The following is a 21,849-nucleotide window of genomic DNA, read 5'->3' on the forward strand; positions in this document are numbered from 1 at the left end:
TTCTGTCGCATCTGGGAGGAGCTGATGGAGCGATATGATGTGATCGTTGTCGGCGCGGGGCTTGCCGGTCTGGTCGCAGCGACAGAGGCTGTTGAGCGCGGTTTCAGTGTTTGCCTTGTGGATCAGGAGGGGGAGCAGAACCTTGGCGGGCAGGCCTTCTGGTCGCTGGGTGGTCTTTTTTTTGTTGATAGTCCCGAACAGCGCCGAATGCGGGTGCGCGACAATCTCGATCTTGCAAGGCAGGACTGGTTCGGCTCCGCCGGTTTTGATCGCTTGGAAGATCATTGGCCGCGCCGCTGGGCGGAGGCTTATCTCAATTTCGCCGCAGGCGAGAAACGTGAATGGCTGCATCGGCTGGGCATGCGCTGGTTTCCCGTGGTCGGCTGGGCCGAGCGTGGCGGTGCCCTTGCTCATGGCCACGGCAATTCCGTTCCGCGTTTCCATGTCACCTGGGGCACTGGCCCCGGTGTGCTGGCGCCTTTCGTTGAAAAGGCAAAGATCATGACGGCAAGCGGTCGGCTCACCTTTCGGTTCCGCCACCGCGTCGATCATCTGGATATCACCGACGGCAGGGTGACGGGCATTTCCGGTGTTGTTCTTGCCAGGGATCCGGTGTTGCGCGGGCAACCAAGCAGCCGGGAAGAGCAGGGTGATTTTGTCCTTTCGGCCTCGGCGGTCATCGTCAGTTCCGGTGGCATCGGCGGCAATCAGGAACTGGTGCGGCGCAACTGGCCGTTGGAGCGGCTGGGCAAGCCCCCCGCGACCATGGTCTGTGGCGTGCCTGCGCATGTGGATGGCCGTATGATCGCTATTACGGAAGCAGCGGGCGGAACGGTCATCAATCGCGACCGTATGTGGCATTATACCGAGGGCGTGAAAAATCACGATCCGATCTGGCCGGACCATGGCATTCGTATTTTGCCCGGCCCCTCGTCTTTCTGGTGCGATGCGGATGGAAACCGGCTCGGAGCACCCGCGATGCCGGGCTTCGATACACTCGGCACGCTTAAGATGCTGGGCGAACGCGGCAGCGGTCACAGCTGGTTCATTCTGACCAAGGCAATCATCAAGAAGGAATTTGCGCTTTCTGGTTCGGAGCAAAATCCGGATCTGACGGGCAAGGATGTGCGGCTACTGCTTAAACGGTTGGGCAAGGAGCCGCCGGGGCCGGTGCAGGCTTTCATGGAACGCGGCGAGGATTTCGCCGTCCGTGATACGCTGGAAGAACTCGTGGCGGCGATGAATACCATAAACGGGGACAATCGGCTGAATATTGACCACATCCGCTATCAAATAGAGGCACGAGACCGGGAGATCGAAAACGGTTTCAGCAAGGATGCGCAGGTTACGGCGATCCACGGAGCGCGGCGTTATCTTGGTGATCGGTTGATGCGCACTGCAAAACCACATCGGTTGCTAGACCCGACAAAAGGGCCGCTGATTGCGGTGCGCCTGCATGTGTTGACTCGCAAGACGCTTGGCGGTTTGCATACGGACCTAGAGGCGAGGGTGCTGGACGCGGCCGGCAACCCTGTTCCGGGCCTTTATGCTGCCGGAGAGGTGGCAGGCTTCGGCGGAGGCGGCATGCACGGATATAATGCGCTGGAGGGCACATTCCTCGGCGGTTGCCTGTTTTCGGGCCGTGTCGCGGGGGGTAGCGTGATGGCTTAAGCCCACACGGCTCACGCTTGAGCGCGCAGTTCGTCCGGCCCTGTCTGGAATTGCAGCCGGGCAAGTCTCGCATAAAGGCCGTTCTGGCGGATAAGGCTCTGGTGCGTGCCTTCCTCGATGATACGGCCCTCATCCATCACCAGAATGCGGTCAGCCTTCAGCACAGTGGCGAGGCGATGGGCAATGACGATGGTGGTGCGGGTGTTCATCAGCTCATCGAGCGCCTTTTGCACCAGCGTTTCGCTTTCGGCATCCAGTGCGGAGGTCGCTTCGTCAAGAAGCAGGATAGGGGCGTTACGCAGGATGGCGCGGGCAATGGCGATGCGCTGGCGTTGACCGCCGGAAAGCGTTACGCCGCGCTCGCCCACCTGCGTGTCATAACCATCGTTCAGCCGGGCGATGAAGCTGTCTGCCTGAGCGGCGATAGCGGCCGTGCGCACTTCTTCGCGTGTCGCAGCCGGACGACCGAATGCGATGTTATCGTGGATGGAGGAGGCAAAGATCGCCACATCCTGTGGAACAATGGACAGTCGCGCGCGCAGATCGGCAAGGCTAACATCGCGGATATCGACGCCATCGATGGTGATGCGGCCCTCCTGCGGATCGTAGAATCGCATCAGCAGCGAAAAGACCGTGCTTTTTCCCGCCCCGGAAGGGCCGACGATGGCGACGGTTTCGCCGGCATTGACCTTGAAGGAGAGGCCGGAGATGATCGGGCCACCGGTTGCGAGTGGATAAATGAAACCGACATTCTCGAATGTCGCTTCGCCGCGCGGCGGCTGAACCATCGAAACGGGTGCTGACGGCTCGGCAACGGGCGAGCGCTCGTTCAGCAGTTCGGAAAGCCGTTCAGCCGCGCCGCCCGCCTGCGCCAGTTCACCCCAGACTTCGGAGAGCTGGCCCAGGCCGCTTGCCGCGATGACCGAATAAAGCACGAACTGGCCAAGCGTACCCGCTGTCATGCCGCCGGACAAAACGCTTTGCGCGCCATACCAGAGAATGCCGACGACGCTGCCGAAAACGAGCGCGATGGCGACGGCGGTGAGGATGGAGCGGGCGCCTATCGCCGCCCGCGCACCCTGATAGGCCGCTTCTACGGAGGCGCCGTAGCGGGCATTTGCAAGCGCCTCGGCGTTAAAGGACTGCACGGTGCGGCTCGCCCCGATCGTTTCCGAGGCATAGGCGGCGGAATTGGCCAATGTGTCCTGCGTATTGCGGGAGCGGGCACGAACCGAGCGCCCAAAAGCAATCAAAGGAAAAACGATGAACGGGATGGCCAGGAGCGCGAGGCCGGAAAGGCCGGGGCTGGTATAGATCATCATCGCCACCGCGCCGCAACACATGATGATGTTACGCAGCGCAACGGAAGCTGAGGAACCGAACGCCGAGCGAATCTGTACGGTATCCGCGGTCAACCGCGAGGTCAGCTCTCCCGAGCGGTTGGCATCGAAAAACTGCTGCGACAGCGTGGTGAGATGAGCAAAGACATCCCGGCGCAGATCGGCAACGACCCTTTCGCCGATGGTCATGACATAATAATAGCGCATGGCGCTGGCGAGAGCGAGAAGGACGGCAATGGCCAGAAGCACAGCGAAGTAGCTGTTGATCATGCCACCGTCCGGCGTCTGGAAACCGTGATCGATGATGCGGCGAACGGCAAGCGGCAAGGCAAGCGTCGTGGCGGAAGAAAGCACAAGCGCAAACAGGGCCGCCGCCATCAGGCCGCGATACCGCCTGAGATAGGGAAACAGGCCAAGCAGCGGCTTCAGGTTTCTCTGTTTAGCCGCTTTCTGCTCTTCAATGTCTGCCACGTCCGCTACACTCCTCGTTCCGTGCCGTTTTTCGGCCTTTTGCGGGTGAATTTCCGGCGCGCGGTAAAATTCTAGTCCCTGCGGCCATCTCCTTTCACAAGGGGATAGCAGGCTCTTGTTATCTGGGCGACCTTCATGTATAGGCTCCGCATCGAATTGGGAAGCCATAGCCCATCAGGACTATGGCTTCATTTATTGAAATGGCTCAGTTGACGCAATTGCGGCAAATGGACCGCACGTCACTTAACCAGGAAGATTGTCATGAAGGCTGATATCCATCCCGCTTATCACACGATCAAGGTCGTCATGACCGATGGCACCGAATACGAAACCCGCTCGACCTGGGGTTCGGAAGGCGCAGTCATGAACCTTGAAATCGACCCCAAGTCCCATCCGGCATGGACGGGCGGCAACCAGCAGCTTATGGACCGCGGCGGTCGCGTTTCCAAGTTCAACAAGCGTTTCGGCGGCCTCGGCCTCTAATCCACTTGTGGACGGATCATTTAAAAAAGCCCGGTTTTACCGGGCTTTTTTGTTGTCTGTCGATCCGGTGAAACGAGCCCATTGTAGGCCAAAACAAAAAAGCAGGCCCATGAGCCTGCTTTTCAAATTGTCCGGATAAGGTCGTCTTTTCTCAGTTGATCGAGAAAGCCGTGCGCAGAAGGTTAAGCTGCGCCTGCACGCTGTTTTCGTTGTCAGGTACCTTGGTGGCTTCGGACGGGCGGTAAATTTCACGGTCGAGAAGGGCAACGCGGTTCTGGAGGCGGAGCGACCGCTCGATGAGGTCACGGAAGGACTCAGGCAGGTCGTTCCAGCCCGGAGCGTTGCGATCGACGTTGAAGCTGTCGAGCCGCACCTTGCTTTTTTCGCTGAGAACCTGATCGCGTGTCATCTCGCCATTGTTGACGGCGCGCTGCAGAAGCAGCCAGGACGCCATCTGCATCAGGCGGGTGGTGAGGCGCATCGATTCTGCCGCGTAAAGGACAGACGCCATGCGCGGCAGAACCTTTGAAGCGGTACGACCGGCTCCATCAAGATAGCTCGCCGTTTCCTCAACCAAGGTCATGCCTTCGGTATAGAGGGTCTTGAACTGGTTGGAAGCAGCCGCGCGACCCGCAAAGCTAATGGTATTTAAAACCTGTTCCGACATTTTCTTTGAATCCCTGCTCACGCACCACACTGTCAGGCAACGACGACCGGTAATATTTTGTTCCGGCCTTTAGTGTTTTCAGGATGGTATCTTTACCTGAAATGCGCAAGGCAATTATTAAAGAAGGGTTAATACCCACAGTTTTACGAAATCCGGTGATCGGTAAAAAAAGAGCCGCGAAAGCGGCTCTCAAGGTAAAACAGGGAGAAAAATCAGACCAATTCGCCGTATGGAGAAGATGCCTGAGGCCCAGAAGAACTGGACATGTATAGTAATCTCTCAGAAAGCTTAATTTTTGGTTAATGGTAAACGAAAGACTGCATCAGAATCGTTAATCTCGTATGCCTTTCCGGCAGCAGCTTATCGAGTTAAGACTTGGCCGGAGGTTTTGCTGAAGGCCGCCTGTCAGGACCGGAAGAGGTTCTCCGCCGCAAGCCGGCCGGCAGACTTCCTTTTCCTCTCCTCTTCAAGTCGGGTGATTTCGGTTTGAAGAATGTCGATGCGGTTGCTCAGCTCGTCCACCGAAAGAAGGCTGAGATCGCTGCCGATCTCATGCGCTACCGGTTTTTGCGGACGGTCATCGTCCAAGAGGCTCATATGCCTGCTCCTTTTTCAACATGGTCGCCATCGTCCTCGGGATATTGCGGCGCGCGCGGGTCAAGCGCAATGCTTTCCGGTGTCACGAGCGGTGAGGGCGTTGTCGGCATCATCGTCGAGAAATTGTCCTTTTCGGCGTTCGAAAGCGTGGCGCGCTGACGGCTTCTGATGATGGCATAGGCCGTGATCAGCACATGGGCGACGGCTGTCACCAGGAACAGCGCATAGGGGCCGGAATAGGTCATGACCGCGCCGCCGAGCGTCGGGCCGATGATGGTGCCGATGCCATAAAGCAGTAGCAGTCCACCGGAAACCTTGACGAAGTCTTCCGATGCCGCAAAGTCGTTGGCATGCGCCACGGCGATGGGATAAAGCGCGTTGGCGGCGGCGCCGTAAATGGCGATCATCGGAATGAGGACATAGACATCATGCGGCTGCACGGCCGCCACGGCCAAGCCCGCAACCGCGCCAAGCCCCGCCAGTCCGGCAAGCACATAACGGCGGTCAATCCGGTCCGAAAGGCGGCCTGCTGGAAACTGGGCGAGCGCGCCGACGAAAATCGTGACTGAAACCATGATGGCGATCATGGTCGGATCAAGGCCCGCCCGCGCGCCGAAAACGGCGCCAAGCGTACCGTAAGCACCATTGGCGATGCCGATCATCAGGATACCGACGAAGGAGACCGGCGAATTCCGATAGAGGGCGGGTAAGTCCAGCTTCACCTTTTGCAAGGGCTGGGGACTGGCAGCCTTAGAAAGCGTGGCCGGCAGAATGGCGATGCAATAGATGATGCCGCAGATCATGAACAGCGAGCTATTGCTGATATCGCCCATCGGCACGATCATCTGCCCAGCCACGACGCCAAGCAGCGTTATGGCGATATAGAGCGAAAAGATCATGCCGCGGCTCTCATTGGTCGCGCGCTCGTTCAGCCAGCTCTCGATGATCATGGAAGTGCCGGCGGTGCAGAACCCTGTAAGCGCGCGGAGCGTAATCCACCAGACATCATCGATAACGAGGCCGGTCATCAGCACGGTCAGGCAGACAAGCGCCACGAAGGAGGCAAATGCCCGCACATGCCCCGCACGTCGCACGATGGCGGGCGCCACAAAACACCCAATGACGAAGCCTGCCGCCCAGGAGGTGCCGAGAAAGCCCAGAATTTCATTGGAATAGCCTTCCGCCGAACCGCGCATGGGTAGCACGAGACCCTGAAGGCCGTTACCGAGAAAAAGAAACAGAGTGCTGGATAAAAGAGCGAATACGGGTAGAAGATTTCTGCTCATGAAGACACTCTCATGCGTTCGAACGTATGGTCGGCAGGCCATAAGACGGGGGTTACCCGAATGAGTTGCACTCTTCTGGTGAACGGTAAAAATGTCCAGCCTGTGACGATGCAGAAATAAAGAAAAGGCTCAATAAATGACAAAGGCGATCGGCCTTTTTTTACTGCTGGCGATGATTGTGCAGATCATCCGCCCCTTGGGCCTGCCCGGCCTCAAGAAAAGAGGCGATTGCTGGAAGATAGCGGTTGCCGCCTTCGTCATCTGGTCGGCGACGCTGCTTTTGCGCCCATAAAGAAAAAGCCGCCCAAGGGGCGGCTTCAATTTTTTATAAATGCCTGGGGCTATGCCTCAGGCAGCCTTTTCGAGTTCCTGCTTCCAGTTGCCCTTGGCAGCCAGGGTGTTCATCATCGCGCGGTGTGTGAAAGCACGCTGGCCGGCCGCGACATTTTCCTGCTTACCGCCCCACGCCTTGAGTGCGGTGTCCTGAAGGGCGCGGCCGTACGAATAGGTCAGCGACCAGGGCAGGTCGTAACCGGCATTCATGGCGGAGAGATGTGCCGTCGCCTCTTCGGAGGACTGGCCGCCGGAAAGGAAAGCGATGCCGGGAACGGCAGAAGGCACGGTCGCCTTCAGAACCTTCACGGTCTTTTCCGCCACTTCATCAACGGAAGCCTTGCGGGCATTCTTGCCGTCGATGATCATGTTCGGCTTGAGGATCATGCCTTCAAGGTTGACGCGGGCGTCGAACAAATCCGCGAACACGGTCTGGAGAACCCATTGCGTGACTTCCGCACAGCGATCGATATCGTGCGTACCGGGTTCGCCGTCCATCAGCACTTCCGGTTCCACGATCGGCACGATGTCTGCCTGCTGGCAGAGGGCAGCGTAACGAGCGAGCGACTGGGAGTTTGCCTTGATCGAACCCCAGCTCGGACGCTGATCACCGATGGTGATGACGCCGCGCCACTTGGCGAAACGCGCGCCGGCTTCATGGTACTTGCGCAGGCGCTCATACAGGCCGTCAAGGCCTTCGGTTATGAATTCACCCGGGTGGAAAGCCATCGGCTTGGCGCCGATATCCACCTTGATGCCCGGCAGGCTGCCGGCGGCCTTGATGATGTCCACGAATGGCGTACCGTCGGCGGCCTTCTGGAACAAGGTTTCTTCGTAAAGGATGACGCCGGAGATGCACTTCTTCATGGCGTCGTCGGAGCGGAACAGCATTTCGCGATAATCGCGGCGGGCGGTCTCGGTTGATTCCAGGTTGATGCTGTCGAAACGCTTCTTGATCGTTCCTGTGGATTCGTCGGCGGCGAGCAGGCCCTTGCCGTCTGCAACCATTTTGATTGCGATGTCTTCGAGACGTTCGGTCATTTGCTATTCTCCCAAGGCACAATAAATTCCCGATAACAGAAGTTCCAGGGCAGGGAAATGGCATGCTAACTCATTGAAACGATTGAAATCATTTCAATCGTTTGAAACTTTCCTCCCATGCGCACTTACCAAAAAACAAGGCCGGCCAAGCATCGCTTGTCCGGCCTCGTGTCAGGCAAGTGTGGGAAGTCTACTTGGCGGCGGTCAGGATGGCAACGCCCGGCAATTCCTTGCCTTCCATCCATTCTAGGAAGGCGCCGCCTGCCGTCGAGATATAGGTGAAATCGTCCGAGACTCCGGCATGGTTGAGTGCCGCGACCGTATCGCCGCCACCGGCGACGGAGACGAGCTTGCCGGCCTTCGTGCATTCGGCGGCATGTTTTGCGGCAGCAACGGTTGCCGCATCGAAGGGCTCGATTTCGAAGGCGCCAAGCGGGCCGTTCCAGACCAGCGTTTCCGCGCGCGAAATCCAGGCTTTGATGCTTTCGACCGATTTTGGGCCGACATCGAGAACCATGGCGTCAGCGGGAATGGCGTTGATATCGACGATTTCATTTGCCGCACCGGCCTTGAATTCGCGGGCAACCACGCCGTCTTCCGGCAGTACGATCGCACAGCCGGATGTCGCCGCCTCGATCATGATCTGTTTTGCGGTTTCGGCAAGGTCGTGCTCGCAGAGGGACTTACCGACTTGTGCGCCACGCGCGGCAAGGAAGGTATTGGCCATGCCGCCGCCGATGACGAGGGCATCGACCTTCTTGACGAGGTTCATCAGGAGATCGATCTTGCTGGAAACCTTGGCGCCGCCGACAATGGCGACGACCGGGCGAACAGGCTGGCCAAGGCCTTTTTCCAGCGCCTCAAGCTCGGCCTGCATGGTGCGACCGGCATAGGCGGGCAGATGACGCGCCAAGCCCTCGGTGGAGGCGTGCGCACGGTGCGCGGCAGAGAAGGCGTCGTTCACATAGATATCGCCATTGGCTGCCAGAGCCTCGACGAAGGCGGTGTCATTCTTCTCTTCGCCTTTGTGAAAGCGGGTGTTTTCCAGAAGCAGGATATCGCCATCATTCATTTTCGCGACTGCGTCGGCTGCCGGCGCACCGATGCAATCGGATGCGAAGAAAACGGCGTGATCCAGCACTTCCTCGACCGCAGGCACGATCTGGGAGAGCGACATGTCGGCGACAGGTTCACCCTTGGGGCGACCGAAATGGGCGAGCAGAATGACTTTTGCGCCTTTTTCGGAAAGCTCCAGAATGGTCGGTGCAACCCGCTCGATACGGGTGCTGTCCGTCACTTTGCCATCCGCAACCGGCACGTTGAGATCAACACGGACAAGGACGCGCTTTCCGGCAATATCGTTAAGGTCATCGATGGTCTTGAAGGCGGGCATAGGTCGATCCTGATTTCGTTGCGAGTTCGGGACGGACCATACTATGCCTGATTGCCGACGCAAGCCGGTCAGGCCTCATTTTCTCTTGCCTCGTCTGAAGGCGCGGAAATGCCCTTGCCGGCAGCGGTGGAGCCCGACTGGCGTCGCTGCGCCAGATAAGCGCGCACGCGGCGGAGAATTTCCGAAAAGCTGATAAAGATCGGTAGGCCGATAGCCGGTTCGACCGGCTCAAGCGAAATTCCGATCCCGGTAATCGCCTCATGTTCGTCCAGCGCCCGAACGATGAGAACAATAGAACCAAGGCGCACCCGGTCGGCATAATCTGCCTTGCCGGAAAGGCGCGCCTCGATCAGTTCCGCGATGCTCATGGCATGCTCGTTGGCCGAAATAAGGCCGGGGCCGTAGGCGGCGTCAAGCTCCGTGGCCGGACGCGCGGGAGAGATTGCAAAGATTCCGAAGAAATCGGCGTCGTCATCCGCAACCGGCAGGGCGCTTGCAAACAGCCGGTCGATCAGCCGCGTATAACCGGGCGCGATAAAAAGATAGACGAGATCATTCTCGCGCAGGCGCCCGGCATATTGGTAGCGAATGGATTTGCCATCACGCACGACGAGCGAAGGCATCGCCCAGCGGGGAATTCGCTCGCCCTGCATGATGGCGCTGCCTTTGGCCACGCGGTAGGAAATCAGTTCGTGATTGGCAGTGCCGGGAAGGTCCACTTCCAGTTTGTCGACATCACCCATGCGCGGCGGCACGATCAGCCCGAGCCGTGTTGCCACCGGCTTGATGGTCCAGCCTTGCAGCAGAAGCGACACGAGCACGATGATGAAGGCGGCATTGAAATAGATTTGCGCATCGTCCAGCCCGCCAAGAATGGGCATGATGGCAAGCAGGATGGAAACCGCTCCACGAAGGCCCACCCATGCCACGAAGGAGGTTTCCTGCTGGGTATAGTTGAAGGGCATGAGGCTGAGCCACACCGCAAGCGGGCGGGCGACAAAGATCAGGAAAAGCGCAAGCAGCACGGCCGGAATGGCAATCGCTGGAAATTGCGATGGCGTTGCCAGAAGGCCGAGCATCAGGAACATGATGATCTGGGCAAGCCAGGTCAGCCCTTCATGGAAACGGCGGATGGTCTCCTTCGCAAAAATCCGGCGGTTGCCGGCAACGATGCCCGCCACATAGACCGCAAGAAATCCACTGCCGCCAATAGCGCCGGTGAAGGAGAAGACCAGCAGGGCAAGAGCCAGCACGAAGATCGGCGCCAGCCCGCGGTCGGCAGCGAAACGGTTGACGACTGTTGCGATCATGACGCCGCCGAGCAGGCCGAAAATAACACCGAGACCCATTTCCTCGACGAACAGCAGCAGGAAGCCGGTGTCGATGCCGGCCAGTCCCTGTCCCTTGGCGATGATCTCGACCAGCGCGACGGTGAGGAAAATCGCCATGGGATCATTGGTGCCGGATTCGACCTCAAGCGTTGAGCGGACCTGATCGCGGATATGAATGCCGCCGATGCGCAAGAGAAAGAATACGGCTGCCGCATCCGTAGAAGCGACGATGGCGCCGAGCAGCAGGCCTTCCAGCCACGACAGTCCGAGCAGCAGGGCGGCAGCGCCTGCGAAAAACACGGATGTGAGGATGACGCCGACGGTGGCGAGGGCGACGGCGGGCGCTGCCGAAAGCCGGAAGGATTGTATCGACGTACCGAAACCGGAATCGAAAAGGATGACGGCGAGAACGAGCGAGCCGAGCATATAGGCGAGCGGATTGTTGGTGAACTGGATACCGAGGCCATCCACGCCTGCCGCAAGGCCAATCATCAGGAAGAGCAGCAGGAGCGGTGCGCCGAACCGGAAGGCGATGAGGCTTGAGAACGCTGCGACGAGAACCAGAACAGTTGCCACCAGCAACAGAAGATAAAATGATTCCACGTCCACCGCCTCTTTCAAACCGCGCTGGCCGTCGCAATCAATGCCCTGCACGTTTGCAGTCAATGCGCCACGGGTTGCGGTCTGTCAGCGCTGTTGTGGGTGGCGATGAAAGGCGACGCAAGGCGGGGTGTATCGAATGATACGGCAGGGCCGAAGTGCATTGCGCACGACCGTTGTCCCTGTTCTTCTTGTCCGTTTCAAAGTGGACCAGACGAAGGCAGGAAATGGGATTTTTTTCGGCGCCCGGACGAAACGTTCATGGCGTGTAGCGCTGTGGATGTTTCGCGCAAACAATTCGCATGCCGGCGTTTCGACGTAACATAGAGACAATGCAGCTACGTTAGTTGTCGCGTCCGAGTTGCTTTCACCATGACCGGAGCGATCGGATGAAACGGAAATCCATTACTATATTTATTGCCTTGCTGGCGGTCGGCCCAATTGTTTCGGGCTGTTCTAGCACGGAACAGACGGCTGAAAACATGGCCGCCCAACGCGAGCGTTGCCGGGTGTTTGGTTACCCTGAAGGTTCGCGTGATTTCGCTGACTGCATGATGAAGCTTTCCATGCAGCAAAGCGATTTGAGGCAACAGACTTTCGATACGATCTGGAGCGGTAGCAGTTCGGATCAGATTATCATCAACAACAAGAAATAACGGGTTGTGCAGTTCATCAGACTTGGTCGGTTTGGTCTCATGCGCCTCTTGCCGGGCGATGGTTTTCGATCCGAAACGCCCCGCCTTGCTTCAGGAGCGATACCGGCGGGTCCCTCGTCCCGCCGGCAATTTTTTGGCAAAGAAAAACCGGCAGGATTGCGCCTGCCGGTTTTTCGTAATTCGCGAACCGTGGTGCTTGTTCAGATGGTCTTCGCAAATGCGACGGCCGTATCCGACATGCGGTTGGAGAAGCCCCACTCGTTGTCGTACCAGGAAAGAACGCGCACGAACTTGCCTTCCATGACCTTGGTCTGATCGATCGCGAAGATCGAGGAGTGGCTGTCGTGGTTGAAGTCGCGGGAGACCAAAGGCTCTTCGGTGTAGCCGAGAATGCCCTTCAGCTTGCCGTTGGAAGCGGACTTGATTGCTTCGTTGACTTCCTCAACCGTCGTGTCGCGCTTGGCGATGAACTTGAAATCGACGACCGAAACGTTCGGGGTCGGAACGCGGATCGACGTACCGTCCAGCTTGCCCTTGAGGTGCGGCAGAACGAGGCCAACGGCCTTGGCTGCACCCGTCGAGGTCGGGATCATGGAAAGGGCTGCGGCGCGGGCGCGGTACAGATCCTTGTGCATGGTGTCCAGCGTCGGCTGGTCGCCCGTGTAGGAGTGGATCGTTGTCATGAAGCCGTGATCGATGCCAACGACGTCATCGAGAACCTTCACAACTGGCACGAGGCAGTTGGTGGTGCAGGACGCGTTGGAAATGACCAGATGGTCTTTCGTCAGCTGATCGTCGTTGACGCCGAAGACAACCGTGAGGTCAGCGCCGTCAGCAGGAGCGGAAACGATGACGCGCTTGGCGCCTGCCGTCAGGTGGGCAGCGGCCTTGTCGCGGGCGGTGAAGATGCCGGTGCACTCGAGCGCGATGTCGACACCCAGTTCCTTGTGCGGCAGCGTTGCCGGATCGCGAACGGCCGTAACCTTGATCGGCTTGCCGCCGCCAACGATGATCGTGTCGCCTTCGACCTTCACATCTGCCGGGAACTTGCCGTGGATCGAATCGTAGCGCAGCAGGTGGGCGTTGGTTTCAACCGGGCCGAGGTCGTTGATGGCAACGACTTCGATATCGGTGCGGCCGGATTCGACGATGGCACGCAGAACATTGCGGCCGATGCGGCCAAAGCCGTTAATGGCAACTTTTACAGTCATTTATAGTCTCCCGAACAAGATATGTGCTTGGTCTTTGCGGAATGTGAGGGCTTGGGAAGCCCTCATGCAAGTTTTGCCTCGACTGCGGCGACGACAGCTTCCGCCGTGATGCCGAAGTGCTTGAAGAGATCCTTCGCCGGCGCGGACGCACCAAAGGAATGCATGCCGACGAAAGCGCCGTCGGAGCCGATGAAGTAATCCCAGCCCTGGCGGATGGCGGCTTCCACCGCAATTTTGACCGGAGCCTTGCCGATGATGGCGTTGCGGTAGGTTTCCGGCTGTTCCTTGAAGAGCTCGAAGCAGGGAACGGAAACGACGCGGGCGGAAACGCCCTTGTCCTTCAGCGTCGCTGCAGCCTTGAGCGCTACTTCCACTTCCGAGCCGGATGCAAAGATCGAAACCTTGGCATCGCTTGCGGATACGAGTTCGTAGGCGCCGTAAGCGGAAAGGTTCTTTTCTTCGTATTCCTTGCGCGAAGGCGCAAGGTTCTGGCGGGTGAGCGCCAGTGCCGAAGGACGATGCTTCTGCTCAAGCGCCAGCTGCCAGCATTCCGCCGTCTCGGTTTCATCCGCCGGGCGGAAGACGAGCAGGTTCGGGATGGCGCGCAGCGCGGCGATCTGCTCCACCGGCTGGTGGGTCGGGCCGTCTTCGCCGACGCCGATGGAATCATGCGTCAGAACGTGGACGACGCGGATGCCCATCAGGGCAGCCAGACGGATCGACGGACGGCAATAGTCCGAGAAGATCAGGAAGCCGCCGGCATAGGGAATGAGACCGCCATGCAGTGCGATACCGTTCATCGCTGCTGCCATGCCGTGTTCGCGGATGCCGTAATGCAGGTACCGGCCGGAGAAGTCCGTCGGCGTGATGGACTTCATCTGGCTGGTCTTGGTGTTGTTGGACGGCGTCAGGTCGGCCGAGCCGCCGATCATTTCCGGCAGGATGCCGTTGATGACTTCAAGCGAGTCTTCCGAGGCCTTGCGGGTCGCAACGGTCGGGTTGTTCTCGATGATCTTCTTCTTGAAGGCATCGATCGCGCTGTGGAAGTTGCCGGGCAGATCGCCGGCGAAGCGGCGCTTGAATTCGGCCTTCTTGCCGGCTTCAGTGGCTTCGAGACGGGCTTCCCAGTCCTGACGGGTCTTGGTCGAGCGCAGGCCGGCGAGACGCCATGCATCCAGCACGTCTTCCGGAATGACGAAAGCTTCGGCTTCCCAGTTGAGGCTCTTGCGGGCGGCGGCGATTTCTTCGGCGCCCAGCGGGTTGCCGTGAACCTTGTGGGTACCCTGCTTGTTGGGTGCGCCGAAACCGATCACGGTCTTGCAGGCGATGAAGGTCGGGCGGTCGGATTTATGTGCAGCTTCGATCGCGGCGGCAATCGCATCCGGATCATGGCCGTCGACGCGTATGGTGTTCCAGTGAACAGCCTGGAAGCGGGCGATCTGGTCGGTGCTGTCGGAAAGGCCAACTTCACCGTCGATGGTGATGTTGTTGTCATCCCAGAACAGAACGAGCTTGTTGAGCTTCAGGTGGCCGGCAAGCGCGATGGCTTCATGGCTGATGCCTTCCATGAGGCAGCCGTCACCACACAGCACATATGTGAAGTGGTTCTGCAGATCGGAGCCGAATTCTTCTTCCAGCTTGCGTTCGGCGATTGCCATGCCAACGGCGTTGGCGATGCCCTGGCCGAGCGGGCCGGTCGTCGTTTCGATGCCGGTCGCGTGGCCATATTCGGGATGGCCGGCGGTCTTGGAGCCGAACTGACGGAAACGCTTGATCTCGTCGATAGTCATGTCCTCGTAGCCCGTCAAATAGAGCAGCGAGTAAAGCAACATCGAACCATGGCCCGCAGACAGCACGAAGCGGTCACGATCCGGCCACAACGAGCTCTTGGGATCGAACTTCAAAAAGCGGGTGAAAAGAACAGTGGCGACATCAGCTGCGCCCATCGGCAGGCCGGGATGGCCGGAGTTGGCCTTCTCTACTGCATCCATGGCAAGAAAGCGGATTGCATTGGCCATCCGGTCGTGTTTGTCGCGAGAAATCATGGCTTTTCCGTCTGTTTCCGGGTGAAGGGAGATAGTTTTACGCAACTATCCAAAAAGCGGGTTGATCCATAGCAGGTGAGGCAGGCAAGTCAATAAATCCACGGGCAATTGCGGTTCTCTCAAGGATAAAAATCGTTTAGCAAAACGGGTGTCTCGAGAAAAATCGTGCGATATGTGTCGCCGTTTCCTCGTTCATCCACAGAGCAAAACGCCTCAATGCACTGGTTTGATTGACGTGATGATAAATCGGGTAATAACCTCTTGGATGTTGAAAAGGCCTGAAACCGGACGATTCGGCCGGTTACTTGCGAGTTGGAAAAAACGATGTCGGCTGAGAAGACCGTACAATCTGCGGTGACGGAGCTGAGCGCTGCCATCACAAATCTCGAAAATGCCATCGATATGCGTATCGAACGGCAAAGGGAGACGGGCGAAATCGATAACGAGGTCAAGCGGGTCCATGTCGATCGCGCAAGGCTCGCGCACGAGCTGGACCAGGCCGAGTTTCGCGCCAATCGTCTCGAAGAAGTCAACCGCGAGGTTTCCCGCCGTCTGGTGACGGCGATGGAGACGATTCGCGCGGTGCTGGATCGATAGGGAGCGGTTTCATGGCGCAAGTTACTGTTATGATCGACGGCAAGGCCTACCGCATGGCTTGCGAGGCAGGGCAGGAAGAGCACCTGACCGATCTCGCTACCCGTTTTGACCGTTATGTGGGGCATCTAAAGAGCCAGTTCGGCGAAATCGGTGATCTGCGATTGACCGTCATGTCGGGCATCATGGTGATGGACGAACTTTCCGAGCTCAACCGCAAGATCGAAAAGCTGGAGGGGGAAATAGCGTCCCTTTCTCGCAACCGCGACGGTATGGCCGAACACAAGGCAAGATCGGACGAGATGGTTGCCGTTGCCATCAGCGATCTGGCCGACCGTCTGAACGGTATTACCGAAAAACTCCTGGCGCGGCCAAAGCCTGCGGCGCATTGATCGCCGGCAAAGCTTTCCAGCAACAAAATTCGTTCGTGGCCCTCTGGTGGTTTGGTTGGATACGTCCTATATCTAAGAGGCGTTCTGCGCTTCCCGACAGGAACCACAATCCCTGGGGCCATACTCGATCCAAAGGGAGCTGTCCCTGGCCAGTCCCGTGGGGCTGGACACATGGCGCCCACCTACATTTGTAGGCACCCAGGATCGTAAATCTCCATCGGTCGCCGTGGATCGCACTTGAAGTTTCGGGTCACTCCCCGATTCTTCTTCTGACTCATATAGTGTCGACAGTTATTTTTCATTGCTGCCGGAGACGGCTTTTTTATGCTGCTGTCATTGCAATGGCGGAACAATTCCCTATTATCTCAATTGGTATGTCTGTCATGCCCTTTTTTTTGAAAGAGGGCGCTGCGGCCAAAACCGCGACGTGCCGTTCAACAGCCCAAAGAGCTAAACTTGTTTACTGAAATTATGATCGTGGTCCTGCTCACCGTATTGAACGGTGTGCTTGCCATGTCCGAGCTTGCCGTTGTCTCCTCCAGACCGGCGAGGCTCAAGGTGCTTGCCGCGCACGGCAGCAAGGGCGCCACGATGGCGCTCGGTCTTTCCGAAAATCCCGGACGCTTTCTTTCCACGGTGCAGATCGGCATCACGCTGGTCGGCGTTCTCTCCGGTGCGTTTTCCGGCGCCACCCTCGGCGCCCGGTTCACGGCATGGCTGTCGGTGCAGGGCGTCCCTGATCGGGTTGCCGATGCGTTGGGCGTGGGCTCCGTGGTCGTCGCCATCACGTATTTGTCGCTGATCGTCGGCGAACTGGTGCCGAAGCAGATTGCGCTGCGCGATCCGGAAAAGATCGCTGCCCGTGTTGCACCCACCATGGTGATGCTCTCTAAGGTCGGCGCGCCGCTGGTCTGGTTTCTCGACAAATCCGGCAAGGCCATCCTTGCGCTTCTCGGCCATAGCGGCACGTCCAATGCATCGGTCACGGATGACGAAATCCGCACGGTTCTGGCGGAAGCTCATAGCGCCGGCGTCATCGAAACCGAGGAATCGGCGATGATCACCAGCGTCATGCGCCTTGCCGACCGTAATGCCCGTGGCCTGATGACGCCGCGCCGCGACGTGGAAGTCGTCGATATTGAAGACAGTGCGGAAGAAATCCGTGTTCAGCTTCGGGAAACGCAGCGTTCCCGCCTGCCCGTGCGCAACGGCGCTTCCGATGAAATTCTCGGCGTGCTTTTCGCCAAGGACGCTTTCGATGCGCTGGCATCCGGCAAGGAGCTGAATGTGCGCGAGCTTCTGCGCGAAGTTCCCGTCGTCTCGGATCTGACGAGCGCTGTCGATGTCATCCAGTCATTGCGCCGTTCCACCGTGCATATGGTGCTGGTCTATGACGAATACGGCCATTTCGAAGGTATCGTCAGCTCTGGCGACGTCCTGGAAGCAATCACAGGTGCCTTCCAGGAAGACAATGACGAGGAGCCGGCGATCGTCGAGCGCGAGGACGGTTCGTTCCTCGTTGCCGGCTGGATGCCCGCCGATGAGTTCGCTTACCGCATGGGCTTCCAGATCGACGAAGACGCCGAGTTCGAGACCGTTGCCGGTCTGGTGCTTGACGAGTTCCGTCGCCTGCCGGAACTGGGCGAACACATCACCCGCAACGGCTGGCGTTTTGAGGTCATAGACCTTGATGGACACCGTATCGACAAGGTGCTCGTGAGCCGGGCTGCCTGATGTCTGGCGACATCGCCGAAAAAGCAAGGCTGCGCGGCGAAAGGCTTGCCGCGCGTGATGCGTTGCCACAAGCCGAGCGTCAGCAAAAAAGCGAGGCGATGACGGCATATGGTGCATCTGCCATTCCGTTCTCGCCAGGTGCCGTTATTTCCGGTTTCATGCCCATCCGTTCAGAGGCCGATATTCGGCCGCTGATGGAGGCACTGCGGACAAGAGGCGGGCGCCTCGCCCTTCCCGTTGTGCTGAACCGGGAGACCATCGTTTTCCGCGCCTTTGATGCGGATGCACCGCTGGTGAAGACGGGCTTCGGCACGACCGGTCCGGCGGAGGACGCAGAAGTTCTCGATCCGGATATTCTGCTCGTCCCGCTCTCCGTCTTTGACGGGCAGGGTCAGCGTATCGGTTATGGCGCGGGTCATTATGATCGCGCTATTGCGAGATTGCACAGCAAAGGCCGAGCCCCCGTTCTCATCGGCGTCGCATTTGATTGTCAGGAAGTGCCATCCGTGCCGGCGGAGCCACATGACGTGCCGCTTCAGGCGGTTCTGACGGAGAGTGGCTTGCGCTGGTTTTCGGCGTAGCCGTTGATGACCGGTCGGAAAAAGGCGCTTTAGCACTTTTTAAAAGATGGATTACCCGTTAGAGGGGACGGAATTTAGGAACATGCGCAAGATCGGGGCGGGTGAATGAGGCTTCTTTTTCTCGGAGATATGGTTGGCAAGACCGGACGCACGGCTGTCTGGGACAGGTTGCCCGGGCTTATTTCCGATCTGAAGCTCGATTTCGTCATCGTTAATGGCGAAAACGCCGCCGGTGGTTTCGGCATCACCGAGGATATCTATCTCGAAACCATCAATGCCGGTGCGGATGTGGTGACGACCGGCAACCATGTCTGGGACCAGAAGGAGGCCGTTTCCTTCTGCGAGCGCCATGACCAGTTCCTGCGGCCAGCCAATTATCCCGATGGTACGCCGGGCAAGGGCTCGGGCATCTTTTACGCCCGCAACGGTGCGCGTGTGCTTGTCGCCAACATCATGGGCCGGGTCTTCATGCATCCGGAACTGGACGATCCCTTCAAATCGGCGGAGAACATTCTCGCTGCCTGCCCGCTGAAGGAGCAGGCCGACGCCATCATCTTCGATTTCCACGCGGAAGCGACGAGCGAAAAACAGTGTTTCGGTCATTTCGTTGATGGACGTGCAAGCTTCGTCGTCGGCACCCACACCCATGTTCCGACTGCTGACGCCCAGATCTTGAACGGTGGCACGGCCTATATGTCGGACGCCGGCATGTGCGGTGACTACGACAGCTCGCTTGGCATGGAAAAGGAAGAGCCGATCAACCGCTTCATTTCCAAAATGCCGAAGGGCCGTTTCGAAGCCGCCAGTGGACCTGCGACGATCTGCGGCGTCGGCGTCGAGATTTCCGACCGGACCGGCCTTGCGGAAAAGATCGCACCGCTGCGAATTGGCCCGAGGCTCTCCGAAACCCTCCCGTCCTTCTGGGCGTGAGCTTTCGGCTTCTAGCGCTCATCATCCGTTCACAATGACGAGATCGTGAGCGTTCCGCCGCTGTTGGCGCTGGACGCCCTGCAAAACCTGCCTCATCTTCCTTTCTTCGCAAGTTCGAGGGAGTGGCATGATGCTGCGCGTGCTAATGCTTGCAATGGCCGGACTGGTTGCGTGCGCGGGAGCGGCCTTTTCCCAGGCTGGAAGCCGCCCTCCCGTCAGCCAGTGCCAGGCAATCGCCCGCAACATTCCCGGCGTCATGTTCGCCAGCTTCAAACCGGCAGGTGCCCAGCTGGCGCAGGCCACGGCTAAGGAAGAGGTGAAGATCAGCTTCATCGGCCATTCCACCTATCTCATCGAAAGTCCTGGCGGCGTGACGATCGCCACAGATTATAATGGCGTCTATCGCCCACCGGTCACGCCGACAGTGGTGACGATGAACCGGGCGCATATGACGCATTTCACTCTTAGTCCGGATCCGGCCATTCAGCATGTGCTGCACGGTTGGAGCGATACGCCCGGAGAAAAGGCCGAGCACAAGCTTCTGGTCGGTGATGTCTATATCCGCAACGTCGCGACTGACATTCGCAACCGCTGGGGCGATTACGAATCCTTTCAGGAAAACGGCAATTCCATTTTCATCTTCGAGGTTGCGGGGCTGTGTATCGGCCATCTCGGCCATCTGCATCACGAACTGACGGACAAGCATTATGCCGAAATCGGTCGTCTGGATGTGCTGATGGTTCCAGTGGATGGTGGTTTGACGATGGGGGCCGACAGCATGAGCCGCGTGGTCAAGCGCCTGCGCTCCGCACTGATCTTGCCCATGCACCGCACCGGGCCGCCGTTGGAGCAGTTTCTGACGATGTTTGGGGAAAGCTTCCAGATCGCCTACGCAAAAGATGCGATCATCCGGGTCTCAATGAGGAACCTTCCCCGCCAGCCGCAGATACTGGTGCCAAAAGGCATGTAGTAAAGCGACCGGCGAGGAAAGTCGGGGGAGTCGTATCTCAGGCGAAGGCGAGGTGCTGGCGAACGCCGACATCAGGCATTTTATCGTCGGACATATTGGCCTTGGCGATTTCCCAGCCGAATTTTAGCGTGCTGTCAGTCGAGGCCCAGATTTCCGCGTCGTCAACATGCAGCGCCAGCATCGTCAGTTGCGGATCGCTCTTACCGTGCTCGTACCAGGCTGCGGTTACGGAGTTCCAGTATTCTTCGATCTTTGTCCTGTCGTCGCGCGCCTCGAGCACACCCGAGAGGCAGGCGTGATAATCATGGTCCTTGCCGACGACACAAAAATGCGCCCGCGAACCCGGCTTCAGCGTTTTGACGAGATCGGTGTCTTTCTTGGAGAAAAACCAGATCGTGTTGGTCTTGGGGTCGGCGTGCGGTGCCATCGGCTGCATATGATTGTGCAGGCCCTCGAGGCCAAGCATGCCGGCATGGACCGAATTGACCTCATCCCAGAGCTGGCGGGCAGGGTTTTCTCTTGCTTCAGTCAGGCTGACCATGTGTTTCCTCCGTTGGGTTTGCTGCGGCGACCGGGAGGGTGAAAAATGTCCCGCTCTTCCGCTTTCATTGTCAAAACGAAAAGCGGATAAATCAGTTCCTTATATTCTTGCGGCCAAGAGAAAGCGCTTGCGGGCTTGAACGGCGGGCATATCGCACTTATAAGGCCCGCAATCTCCAAATTAAGACAATCAGGTTTTCCATGGCTGGTCATTCACAGTTCAAGAACATCATGCACCGCAAGGGCAAGCAGGACTCCGTTCGGTCCAAAATGTTTTCCAAGCTTGCGCGTGAAATCACCGTTGCGGCAAAGGCGGGCATGCCCGACCCGAACATGAACGCGCGCCTGCGCCTGGCAATTCAGAACGCCAAGGCCCAGTCCATGCCGAAGGACAATATCGAGCGCGCGATCAAGAAAGCTTCCGGTGCAGACAGCGAAAACTACGATGAGGTCCGTTACGAGGGTTACGGCCCGGGTGGCGTCGCGGTCGTCGTCGAGGCCTTGACCGACAACCGCAACCGCACCGCCTCCAACGTCCGCTCCATCTTCACCAAGGCTGGTGGCGCACTCGGCGAAACCGGATCGGTTTCCTTCTCCTTCGACCGCGTCGGTGAGATCACTTACAAGGCCGAAGTCGGCGATGCCGACAAGGTCATGGAAGCGGCTATCGAAGCTGGTGCCGACGATGTCGAATCTTCTGAGGACGGTCACACCATCATCTGCGGTTTCGAGGCGATGAACGAGGTTTCCAAGGCGCTGGAAGGCGTGCTCGGCGAAGCTGAAAGCGTCAAGGCCATCTGGAAGCCGCAGAACACGGTGCCGGTGGATGAGGAAAAGGCGCAGTCGCTGATGAAGCTCATCGACAATCTCGAAGACGATGACGACGTGCAGAGCGTCTATTCCAACTTCGAAGTTTCGGAAGAAATTCTCGCCAAGCTTTCCGCCTGACGGTTCAGACTAAAAAAAGCCCCGGCAGCGTCATC

General features: G+C 58.4%; 21 protein-coding genes and 1 other RNA gene. 12 read left to right on the top strand and 10 right to left on the bottom strand.

Annotated elements, in window-relative coordinates; translation table 11 throughout:
- Positions 1–24 precede the first annotated feature (24 nt).
- The gene (locus GH784_RS00870; protein WP_065704436.1) at positions 25–1,671 is read left to right on the top strand and encodes an FAD-binding dehydrogenase; all 1,647 of its coding nucleotides are present in this window, start codon (positions 25–27) and stop codon (positions 1,669–1,671) included.
- Between the two features lie 11 nt (positions 1,672–1,682).
- On the opposite strand, the gene GH784_RS00875 is transcribed toward GH784_RS00870, so the two are convergent.
- A complete protein-coding gene (locus GH784_RS00875) occupies positions 1,683–3,482 on the bottom strand; it encodes an ABC transporter transmembrane domain-containing protein (protein WP_065704434.1) in 1,800 nt (599 codons plus the stop codon).
- Positions 3,483–3,743: 261 nt separating this feature from the next.
- Here GH784_RS00875 and rpmE point away from each other — a divergent pair, with 261 nt between their 5' ends.
- Positions 3,744–3,965: a 50S ribosomal protein L31 gene (gene rpmE, locus GH784_RS00880; RefSeq protein ID WP_003506183.1), complete on the top strand. Its 222-nt coding sequence runs from the start codon at positions 3,744–3,746 to the stop codon at positions 3,963–3,965.
- A 151-nt stretch (positions 3,966–4,116) separates the two neighbouring features.
- Here the strand turns inward: rpmE and rcdA are convergent, their stop codons facing one another.
- The 3 genes from rcdA to GH784_RS00895 all read right to left on the bottom strand — a co-directional run bounded on the left by rcdA (position 4,117) and on the right by GH784_RS00895 (position 6,515).
- The gene (gene rcdA, locus GH784_RS00885; RefSeq protein ID WP_003511419.1) at positions 4,117–4,632 is read right to left on the bottom strand and encodes a protease adaptor protein RcdA; all 516 of its coding nucleotides are present in this window, start codon (positions 4,630–4,632) and stop codon (positions 4,117–4,119) included.
- A 405-nt stretch (positions 4,633–5,037) separates the two neighbouring features.
- Entirely contained in the window at positions 5,038–5,229 is a 192-nt protein-coding gene (locus tag GH784_RS00890) for a DUF1192 domain-containing protein (protein WP_003511418.1), read from the bottom strand.
- A complete protein-coding gene (locus GH784_RS00895; RefSeq protein ID WP_003511417.1) occupies positions 5,226–6,515 on the bottom strand; it encodes an MFS transporter in 1,290 nt (429 codons plus the stop codon). Before GH784_RS00895 ends, GH784_RS00890 begins: the two co-directional genes overlap by 4 nt.
- A 136-nt stretch (positions 6,516–6,651) precedes the next feature.
- On the opposite strand from GH784_RS00895, the gene GH784_RS27065 reads away from it, so the two are divergent.
- Positions 6,652–6,807: a hypothetical protein gene (locus tag GH784_RS27065; RefSeq protein ID WP_013761835.1), complete on the top strand. Its 156-nt coding sequence runs from the start codon at positions 6,652–6,654 to the stop codon at positions 6,805–6,807.
- A gap of 56 nt (positions 6,808–6,863) precedes the next feature.
- Here the strand turns inward: GH784_RS27065 and GH784_RS00900 are convergent, their stop codons facing one another.
- The 3 genes from GH784_RS00900 to GH784_RS00910 form a co-directional block, all read right to left on the bottom strand.
- Positions 6,864–7,889, bottom strand: coding sequence for a class I fructose-bisphosphate aldolase (locus GH784_RS00900; protein WP_003511414.1), 1,026 nt, complete (start codon positions 7,887–7,889; stop codon positions 6,864–6,866).
- 190 nt (positions 7,890–8,079) lie between these two features.
- Positions 8,080–9,282: a phosphoglycerate kinase gene (locus tag GH784_RS00905; protein WP_003511413.1), complete on the bottom strand. Its 1,203-nt coding sequence runs from the start codon at positions 9,280–9,282 to the stop codon at positions 8,080–8,082.
- A gap of 68 nt (positions 9,283–9,350) precedes the next feature.
- Positions 9,351–11,216 carry a potassium/proton antiporter gene (locus tag GH784_RS00910; RefSeq protein WP_026330715.1) on the bottom strand — a complete coding sequence of 622 codons (1,866 nt, stop codon included), beginning with the start codon at positions 11,214–11,216 and terminating at the stop codon, positions 9,351–9,353.
- 386 nt (positions 11,217–11,602) lie between these two features.
- Between GH784_RS00910 and GH784_RS00915 the strand changes: the two genes are divergently transcribed.
- Positions 11,603–11,869: a hypothetical protein gene (locus GH784_RS00915; protein WP_003511410.1), complete on the top strand. Its 267-nt coding sequence runs from the start codon at positions 11,603–11,605 to the stop codon at positions 11,867–11,869.
- Between the two features lie 200 nt (positions 11,870–12,069).
- Here GH784_RS00915 and gap read toward each other — a convergent pair whose 3' ends face one another.
- Entirely contained in the window at positions 12,070–13,080 is a 1,011-nt protein-coding gene (gap, locus tag GH784_RS00920; protein ID WP_003511409.1) for a type I glyceraldehyde-3-phosphate dehydrogenase, read from the bottom strand.
- Positions 13,081–13,142: 62 nt separating this feature from the next.
- Positions 13,143–15,125 carry a transketolase gene (gene tkt / locus GH784_RS00925; RefSeq protein WP_065704432.1) on the bottom strand — a complete coding sequence of 661 codons (1,983 nt, stop codon included), beginning with the start codon at positions 15,123–15,125 and terminating at the stop codon, positions 13,143–13,145.
- Between the two features lie 324 nt (positions 15,126–15,449).
- Between tkt and GH784_RS00930 the strand changes: the two genes are divergently transcribed.
- The 7 genes from GH784_RS00930 to GH784_RS00965 all read left to right on the top strand — a co-directional run bounded on the left by GH784_RS00930 (position 15,450) and on the right by GH784_RS00965 (position 20,326).
- Entirely contained in the window at positions 15,450–15,722 is a 273-nt protein-coding gene (locus GH784_RS00930) for a DUF4164 domain-containing protein (protein WP_003511407.1), read from the top strand.
- An 11-nt stretch (positions 15,723–15,733) separates the two neighbouring features.
- The gene (locus GH784_RS00935; protein WP_003511406.1) at positions 15,734–16,111 is read left to right on the top strand and encodes a cell division protein ZapA; all 378 of its coding nucleotides are present in this window, start codon (positions 15,734–15,736) and stop codon (positions 16,109–16,111) included.
- Positions 16,112–16,189: 78 nt separating this feature from the next.
- A non-coding RNA gene (gene ssrS, locus GH784_RS00940) (6S RNA) lies at positions 16,190–16,348 on the top strand.
- Positions 16,349–16,582: 234 nt separating this feature from the next.
- Positions 16,583–17,845: a hemolysin family protein gene (locus GH784_RS00950; RefSeq protein WP_003511405.1), complete on the top strand. Its 1,263-nt coding sequence runs from the start codon at positions 16,583–16,585 to the stop codon at positions 17,843–17,845.
- Positions 17,845–18,426 carry a 5-formyltetrahydrofolate cyclo-ligase gene (locus GH784_RS00955; RefSeq protein WP_035199653.1) on the top strand — a complete coding sequence of 194 codons (582 nt, stop codon included), beginning with the start codon at positions 17,845–17,847 and terminating at the stop codon, positions 18,424–18,426. Before GH784_RS00950 ends, GH784_RS00955 begins: the two co-directional genes overlap by 1 nt.
- A gap of 105 nt (positions 18,427–18,531) precedes the next feature.
- The gene (locus tag GH784_RS00960; RefSeq protein ID WP_003511403.1) at positions 18,532–19,356 is read left to right on the top strand and encodes a TIGR00282 family metallophosphoesterase; all 825 of its coding nucleotides are present in this window, start codon (positions 18,532–18,534) and stop codon (positions 19,354–19,356) included.
- Positions 19,357–19,483: 127 nt separating this feature from the next.
- Positions 19,484–20,326 carry an MBL fold metallo-hydrolase gene (locus GH784_RS00965; RefSeq protein ID WP_013761825.1) on the top strand — a complete coding sequence of 281 codons (843 nt, stop codon included), beginning with the start codon at positions 19,484–19,486 and terminating at the stop codon, positions 20,324–20,326.
- Positions 20,327–20,363: 37 nt separating this feature from the next.
- On the opposite strand, the gene GH784_RS00970 is transcribed toward GH784_RS00965, so the two are convergent.
- Positions 20,364–20,867, bottom strand: coding sequence for a pyridoxamine 5'-phosphate oxidase family protein (locus GH784_RS00970; protein WP_003511401.1), 504 nt, complete (start codon positions 20,865–20,867; stop codon positions 20,364–20,366).
- A gap of 200 nt (positions 20,868–21,067) precedes the next feature.
- On the opposite strand from GH784_RS00970, the gene GH784_RS00975 reads away from it, so the two are divergent.
- Positions 21,068–21,814 carry a YebC/PmpR family DNA-binding transcriptional regulator gene (locus tag GH784_RS00975; RefSeq protein ID WP_003497595.1) on the top strand — a complete coding sequence of 249 codons (747 nt, stop codon included), beginning with the start codon at positions 21,068–21,070 and terminating at the stop codon, positions 21,812–21,814.
- Positions 21,815–21,849 lie beyond the last annotated feature (35 nt).

Source organism: Agrobacterium tumefaciens (assembly GCF_009649785.1).
GTDB classification, from domain to species: Bacteria; Pseudomonadota; Alphaproteobacteria; order Rhizobiales; family Rhizobiaceae; genus Agrobacterium; species Agrobacterium tumefaciens.